Source organism: Domibacillus mangrovi, from assembly GCF_001906925.1.
Classification (GTDB): domain Bacteria; phylum Bacillota; class Bacilli; order Bacillales; family Domibacillaceae; genus Domibacillus; species Domibacillus mangrovi.
Window position 1 is genome coordinate 1 of record NZ_MRWQ01000019.1, and the last position, 8,059, is coordinate 8,059.

General features: G+C 36.6%; 6 protein-coding genes. All 6 read right to left on the minus strand.

The window, feature by feature from the left end; genetic code table 11:
* Nucleotides 1-538 (minus strand): hypothetical protein (locus BLL40_RS14925; protein ID WP_073712664.1); only part of this gene is annotated, 538 nt, incomplete at its 3' end.
* A 358-nt stretch (nt 539-896) separates the two neighbouring features.
* Nucleotides 897-1,325 carry a cupin domain-containing protein gene (locus BLL40_RS14930; protein ID WP_281247274.1) on the minus strand — a complete coding sequence of 143 codons (429 nt, stop codon included), beginning with the start codon at nt 1,323-1,325 and terminating at the stop codon, nt 897-899.
* Between the two features lie 237 nt (nt 1,326-1,562).
* Entirely contained in the window at nt 1,563-2,975 is a 1,413-nt protein-coding gene (locus tag BLL40_RS14935) for a PTS transporter subunit EIIC (RefSeq protein WP_073712666.1), read from the minus strand.
* Nucleotides 2,972-5,134 carry a BglG family transcription antiterminator gene (locus tag BLL40_RS14940; RefSeq protein ID WP_073712667.1) on the minus strand — a complete coding sequence of 721 codons (2,163 nt, stop codon included), beginning with the start codon at nt 5,132-5,134 and terminating at the stop codon, nt 2,972-2,974. Before BLL40_RS14940 ends, BLL40_RS14935 begins: the two co-directional genes overlap by 4 nt.
* An 86-nt stretch (nt 5,135-5,220) precedes the next feature.
* On the minus strand, nt 5,221-6,237 hold the full coding sequence (locus tag BLL40_RS14945) for a glycine betaine ABC transporter substrate-binding protein (RefSeq protein WP_073712668.1): 1,017 nt from the start codon (nt 6,235-6,237) through the stop codon (nt 5,221-5,223).
* Nucleotides 6,238-7,073: 836 nt separating this feature from the next.
* Nucleotides 7,074-7,826: an IclR family transcriptional regulator gene (locus BLL40_RS14955; protein WP_073712669.1), complete on the minus strand. Its 753-nt coding sequence runs from the start codon at nt 7,824-7,826 to the stop codon at nt 7,074-7,076.
* Between the last annotated feature and the right edge of the window lie 233 nt (nt 7,827-8,059).

Genomic DNA, 8,059 nt, shown 5'->3' on the forward strand with positions numbered 1-8,059 from the left:
CATTTTTTTCAGCTGCTTCACAACTCGTAATCTTCACATCACTGTTCTCAACACGCCCAGTCGGAGAATAAACCAATGCGCTGACAATACGATGTTTTGCACTATTTAGTGTTTCTCTTAAATAAATTGGATGTGCAGGAGCGATGTCTTCAACGAGCAGCCTGGTAATACCACGGTCATTAATCGCTTCCAAAATTTGTTCAGGATCGTCCTCTGCTATCAATACTTCTTTGTGCGGAGGCCAAATGTCCATCCAATAATGAGACATATGTTTTTTTCCGACATGGAAGATAAAGAATTCCGGATAAATAAACTGCTGATCGGGCTCGATACCAAGATTCGGGCGGAAAAAATCATAAAAACGTGTAAGCGCTGACATTAGTAAAGCACTTGCGCCTATCCCGCCACCTGATTCTCTAACGACGACCCCAATGCGGTCGTATTCGTTGAAACCTGGGAAAATATCTTCTAATAACGCTTTTTGACCATTCACTTCAAAATCAAAATCTTGATAGCTCATGGTATTGACTGTATGCATTGTTTAACAACCCCTTTTTTCTATACTATATAAGAACGAATAAATGAAATATTTCTATTTTAGATTGGGAAGAAAAATATGGATTCATGTATTTCACTTGAGATTACATATTCATTATTTGCCAGATTAAGTTTGGCTTATATTTATTTCACCATATATAGGAAGCGTTTTCTTTTTGAGGTTTGATGACTAAATGAATGATCTCTCTTATAAAACAACATTTAATCGCATTGAATTATAAACCTATTCAAAGTTTTCGGACTTTTAAGGAGAGAAGTAACCCGTTTACACAGCGCTTTCATTTGTGCAAACGGGAATATTCATGAGATTTGACTTTAAAATCTAGTTAAACGATCAATTATGCAAATGCAGGTTCTGGCAATCTATGTGCTACATAAACCGCTGTACCATCGCTCTCACCATGGAACGTAACCGTTGTACCAGGGTTGATGATCACAACATCGCCTGCTTCTGCTGTAAAACTATTTCCTTGGTCATCGCTTAAAACAAATTTCCCAGTAACAACTGTTTTAATTTCTAAGAAATCATATTTAAAATCAAAACCTTTGTCAGCTTCTTGCATTGCATATAATCCTAATGTTGCTGCATTGTCGTTTGCCGTAATCGGAACATCAAGGATTTGGCTTTTTACTTCTGGAATACCTAATATTGTATTCAATTCTTTCAGGTCATAGCTTCCAACTTTAATTAATTGCAAACCTGGTTTTTGACTTAAGTACGTATAGTTATCTTTCGTTGCTGCTCTGCTCATTTTTTTCACTCCAATTAATTTTATTATTTTTAATTTTCTTTCTAATGTAATTCTAGCATTCTTAAATGATATTTACTCGTTCTAGTTCCCTAACTTTTGTCGCGTATCGAATGCGACAAAACTAATGCTAATACCAGTTCTAATACGATGATAAAAGACTAAAGTAAACAGCACCTGTATGACTCCCTAGCTTGCATGATGCTATACCGAATAACTTATGTCTGGACTTAACTTCATTTTGGACATTGGATATCATAAAAAGCGATTTATATTCTCTACTAGTTCATCATAACCTTTCATATCCGTGAAAGATCTCAGCGGATAGCAGACTTTATGTGGTACTGTTTGTTGAACAACAGAAAAGAATTTTTGATGGCATATAATAAGGTCTGCATACTCAGGTATTTCACTAATAGATGCGTTTCCAACTTCTATCGTCAGATTTGCTCGTTCAAGTTTCTTTTTTAACATTGCAGCTCCCATTGCACTTGAACCCATTCCGGCTTCACAAATAAAAAAGATGTTTTCAATCTTATCTATATTGGAAAATGTTGAAACATTTTCTATCTTTCCTCTTTCTTTATCCATCGCCTCTTTTTTGATTTGCTTTTCATCCTTCTCTACACGTTGAAATTTTATATCTTCACTATTTTCTTGTAAGGGAAAAGATTCTGGTACCCGTTTTAAAAGAAGCATACTACAGAAAAAGGTGGTAATAGTGGAAAGCAATATACTCAAAATGATGAATAGCACGTCCTCTTTTGGTGCCAGACCGACAAACAAGAAGATACTGCCTGGTGATGGAATGGCTACAAGACCGACATCAAACAGTTGGAATGTAAACACCCCAGTCATGCCACCTAAAATAAGCGGGATAATAAGGAGCGGGTTCATTAAAACGTAAGGGAAATAAACTTCCTGTATCCCTCCAAAAAAATGGATAAAAACGGCTAGTTTTGCTCCCTTTCTTTGTTCAGCTTTCATTTTTAACCAACAAGCAAGCAAAACACCTAGCCCAGGGCCTGGATTTGCTCCCAGTAAGAAAAATATGGATTTTCCAAGCTCTTCTGATTGTTGAATTCCAAGTGATCCTAGTACACCAAAATTGATAATATTATTAAAAAATAAGACCTTTGCTGGTTCAATAATTATTGCGGTTAATGGAAGCCAGCCAGAGTAAATAATAGTTTCCAATAGCTTTGTTAACCATTCCACAACGATAGAAAATGTTTGTCCAACATAAAAAAAACATACAACTGTAAGGACAGTAGCCATCATCGCAGCTAAGATATTGCCAATGAGTAATTCATAGCCAGCACCAGGTAATTTCTTTTTTACAATCTGATCAAGCTTTTTTACCCCCCAACCTGTCAATGGCCCAATAATCATGGCACCTAGGATGGCAGGGACAGAACTTGATAGTATTAATCCGTATGTCACAATGGAAGCTACAACAGCTCCCCGTTGTCCCCCTATTAACCGACCACCTGTATAGCCCAATAAAATGGGTAAAAGAATGTTATTAATAGGATTTAATAAGAGTAAAATTCTATCATTATACCACCATCCATAAACCCCAAAGATTCCTTGAATAATTCCTGCAACTATAATAACAGCAATATTCTGGTAAACGATGGCACTTAACAATTGGCCTAGTTTCTTCATTTACCTTGAATCTCCTTTAAAGAATGCGTTGCTTTCTTTTCATATGCCTTGGATAATACAGTCTCCAATGTACTTTTCACGACATCTGCCGTAGATTCTTTTAAAACGCTAACAAACGATTCTTCTATTAACATGGAACTAATTTCACTTATCATTTCTATATGCTCTTTTGGAGCCTCTTTAGGTGTCGCCAATAAAAGTACCGTATTAATGGACTGTTGTTCTTCATCGTCAGCAAAAGGCCACAAAACAAGTTCTTTCATCCGAAAAACAACAACAAGTAAGTTATTTACTCCCTCTGACTTAGCATGAACCATCGCTAAATCACCTATTACAAACCCTCCTTGCTGCTCACGTTTTTCAAGATCTTTAGAAAGTTTCCCCAAATCACTTATTTCCTGGGCATCTTTGATCTGATTTAGAATGCTAGGAATAGTTACAGGAGGTCGTAGATAAACATCATTGCAGACTTTAAGATTGCACAAAATTTGGATCATCCCTTCCCCATATTTTGCAAGGGAAATGACAGAAGATGATTTTCCATTCATATTTTGTACTTTCTTTTGAATTGGCTGTGATTTCTTCACTTTGAAAAGGGTATTTTGAATTCTTGACAGATCCTCTTGTTTGAGAAAAGGACTTACAATAACGATATTTTTATTTTTCACAAACGGAAGATTGATTGTCGAAATCAAAATATCTGCTGCCAGCTTTTCTTGTAAACCTCCTTCAAGCTCATTCATCGAGACAACAGCTTCTACTTTCAGATTTGGCATTTCTGTACGGAGTCTTGAAGCGAGATATGTTGATGTTCCAAGTCCACTAGAACATACAACAATCGCTGTATATTCGCTTTTTAACGTATCTTTCTTCCGAATAAGTGCGGCTCCAATGTGCATCGCTAAATAACCGACTTCATCGTTTGGAATAGAGCTGCCTGTTCTATTTTCTAAAAGCTCACATGCTTTCTTACAGGCAAAAAAAGTTTCGGGATACCTTTCTTTAATTTTTTCGAGCATTGGATTGTGTATTTGAAGTCCATATTTTAAACGGGTAAAAGCAGGAGCAAAGTGGGAAACTAACCCTTCAAAAAGGAGTATATCACCTTCAAACGATTCATCTAAATAGTGTTCCACCGCACGAATAAAGCTTTGTGTCAATTCAATCCAAATAAATTCTTCTCTTTCATAGTTGTCCATTGCCATTCTGTTAGAAACACGAGCTCCTGATAGATGTAAAGCAATATAATTCACTTCAATTTTAGGTATTGAAATGGAAAGTACCATTTCAAGTCGTTCAACAATTTTTTCCGCAAGTGAATAGATTAAATGATCAAATTCATAGTCTTGAGAGAAGTTAGATACATTGGATGTTTGAATAATCTCTCCACCTTTTATTCTCTCGACTGCAAGCATTAGATGAACAATTAGATTTACATAGTTCCGGTCCGTTAATTCGATATCTGCTTGCTCTTTTAAGACTTGATGTACAACACGCTCAACATCCAGGATGTTATGAATTTGGACAAACTTTAGTAACCGATTTCGAATCATCATGCCTAACTGATCTTGCACTTCCCCACCCTCCATTTCCGTCTTTTTGTGAAAAAGTTCGAGCCATTCCTCAAACATTATATCCTTGTGGAGCAATCTGGATAACATCGTCCTCCGCTGCTTTTCCTGCCCATCGATGTATACGCCAATTCCTGGCGTTCGAATGAGTGTAATTCCTCCCTTTTCAAGCCACATACTCACCTTGTCCAAATCTGAACTCACGGTCCCTTCCGTAATCCCATATTTTTTACTAAACACAAATTGCTTAATGGGCTCTTTAGAAAGTAATAAATCATAAGTAATACCATCCTGCCGTTCTTCTGCAGAGTATGTGGAAAACGTTTTTGCCTGCTCTATGTGTTCTTTTAACTGTCTCTTTCCTTCCTCTGATCCTTTTAATTTAAAACCATCTCCAATTTGTTTTCCTATTTTTAATTCATAGATATCTAAGATGGATCTAAGCGCTTTCATTTCTCTTTGAATCGTTCTGGTGCTCAGTTTAAACATTTCAGATAACTCTTTATAAGAAACAGGTTTGTTAGCTATTAACAGTGTTCTTAACAGCTCTTTTTGGCGGGAATCTAACACAGATAATTGTTGTTTCATTTTGTTTGTCTCCTTCCATGTTAAGCATTACATTTATAACCTGCTAAACGATAAAAAGGATTTTCCTGTAGTCCTCTAATAATATTTCATTGAAGTTTTGCTTTCACTTTTTCACTTACATTATTAGGCACCCAAGTTGTCCATACCTCTTCATATTCTTTTAAAAACCATAGAGCCGCCTCATGTTTCGTTGTATCATGTTTCTTCATGTATGCTAAAAAGTCAGTCGTAATGGCACTACTTGTAGAGTAGTTACTTAGAAACTCAAAAACTTCTGGTACTTGTTCTCGTAGCTTACTGTGAACGGCAATCGTTAAGCTTTGTGAAGGGAACTCTGTACGGTACCCATTTAACCAATCTTTTTCATTGTATGGCGCATCTTTCAGTTCGGTAATATCATACAATCCGGCAGTCCATGTCGGTGTCCATATGTAGCCTACCCATGGATCCCCCTTCTCATATGCATTAATAAATGATTTATTTAATGCTGTATGAGTAACTGATTCAGAATAATTGAACGTTTTATATAACCCGTAGTTTTTCATTTTTTCACGAAAAATTTTATTAGCATTCCATGCTGGATTCGCTCCGTAAATACGTCCTTTATTTGGATCATCAGGATCTTTAAAAATTTCCCAATAATCAGGTAAATCATGAATCGATTTCAAATTAGGAGCAATCGGTGCAATACCTCGCTCTGGATCCCCTTCAATAACATAGGTTGGAACATAAAGGCCTTGGCGCGTACTTTCTGAGTTGACAGATGCTTCTATAATATCACCATTTTCAATGGCCGATTTATATTCTATCGGGTAGCTTCCCGCCCATACCTCCATAAAAACATCCATACTTCCTGTACTTATCGCGTAAAGTGAAGCTGTTTCAGATCCTGGCATTAATTCTGTTTTATAACCATAGCCGTTTTCAATAATAATTCTTGCGATCTCGTTGTGTACGCTAAGACTATCCCAGCCCGCATCGGCAAACTTAATTGTTCCTATTGCTCTAGTAGGTACTACAGAGCCACTTGAATTGTTGCAACCTATCAAGACGAACGAGGAAATAAGAGTCGTTACAAAAATCAAATTAAGGATCCTTTTCATTGAAATAATCCCCCTCTCCTTCATTCTTTGACTTTATGATAGCGCTCTCATTCGACAAAACGTATGGAGAGAAAATGTGCTCTTCACATGGGAGCGTTTTGAACTGTGGTTAAAGCCTATTATTAGCTTATTATGTACATTGACACTACCACAGAAAGCAGGAGGAGTCTTGCGCCATCGGACACCTGTAGTCTATTTCTTTTTTTAACGGTGTGCAAAATAAGGATGTGCTTTCACCACAATAAAATGGGAATATTCTTTCTCTTCTGTAACTAGATTGTATCATCCTTACATCAAATTATTATAAACAAATATTTCCTAGACGAAAAAGAATCAGATACATGAGGCACCGCAGCTATATCAACTTATATGGCCCTCTTTATCTGACCTCACTTTCATCCCTAAAGGAAATAGGTTTTCTCGTTCGGAAAGTCTATAAAACTCTACATTCGTTTCTATTCTATAATTATGAGTGGTTTCAAAAAAATTAGGCAGCCTGAGCCCATATGAATAACGGACACAAACTGCCTAAATTAGCTCTTTCTATTTTATTTCATAAATGCTGGAAGAGCCGCAGCATGTTTTGAGTAGATTGCTTCTCCGTCACTTTCACCATCAAAAACAACTGGGATATCAGGTGAGAAAAGGATCACATCTCCTGCTTCTGCTTCATATCTGTTGCCTTCCTTGTCACGGATAACAAATTTACCTTTTGTGACAACTTTATATTCAACAACATCATATGTCGTTCTAAGTTTGAAAACATGCTATTTCTTATCAAGGTAAATAAGTAAACCTATTCATTTAAACGATCTATATAGTGTAGTGATTAAAAATCAACTGGATTTTAACCACCCTAATTCTTCAGATATGACCCCTGCAGCTTTCTTTACTTCACTCATCATGTATTTAGCTTGTTGATCTGTGACATTTGTTTCCGAAAAAACAATGCTGATGGAAGCAACTACTTTACCTTCCCATGAAAAAATAGGGGCGGCTATACTGCCAGTCCCTTTAATCATTTCCCCAAGAGAGCTGGCAATCTTCCACTTCGCAATAAGTTTTAATTCGTTTTCCAATTTATTCACATCACTTATTTCGCCCTGCTCGATAAGTGTTTGTATAATATGCTGTTTTGTATCTCTACTTAAATGAGACAAAATAGCTTTATTAGATGCACCCACACACAAAGGGGTTCTCATCCCAATCACATCAGTCTCTTTTGAAAGCAAATCCTTGTTAATGCAGTCAACAAGCACTCCTTCAGCACCTTCAGGAACAGTTAAGTACACGGATTCTCCGGTTTTCTTCACCAGCTTTTCCATAGTTGGCAATGCACTATTTCGCACTGATAAATTATCCCGTATCGAGAGACCTAATTGCATCAAAGTAAAACCTAAGCGAAACTTTTTGGTTTCATTATTTTTAAATACAAAACCGTATTCAGCAAGACTTGAAAGCAATCTATGCACCGTTTGAATAGGGATATTAAGATGACGGCTTACTTCAGTCGCACTCCACTCCTCTTTATCCTCAGTTGGCACAATGGTCGTAAGTAACGCAACAGACTTCCGAATAACCTCCGACATACCATTTCTCCTTGATCTAAGATATTGATAAGTTTTGTCTTGATGATAAAAAGAATGCTTTCAAAATAAGTGACTGATATTACCTTATACAATGTGTGTCCGACTATTTAATCAACTTTTACACATTAATCAAAAGGATGTTGGTACAATAAAAGCTTTCTTTCATGCTACTCTAAATTAGCATGGCGCCCGTACATTTTGTCTGAATCCATGCCTTTTTTCTCCATGAAACG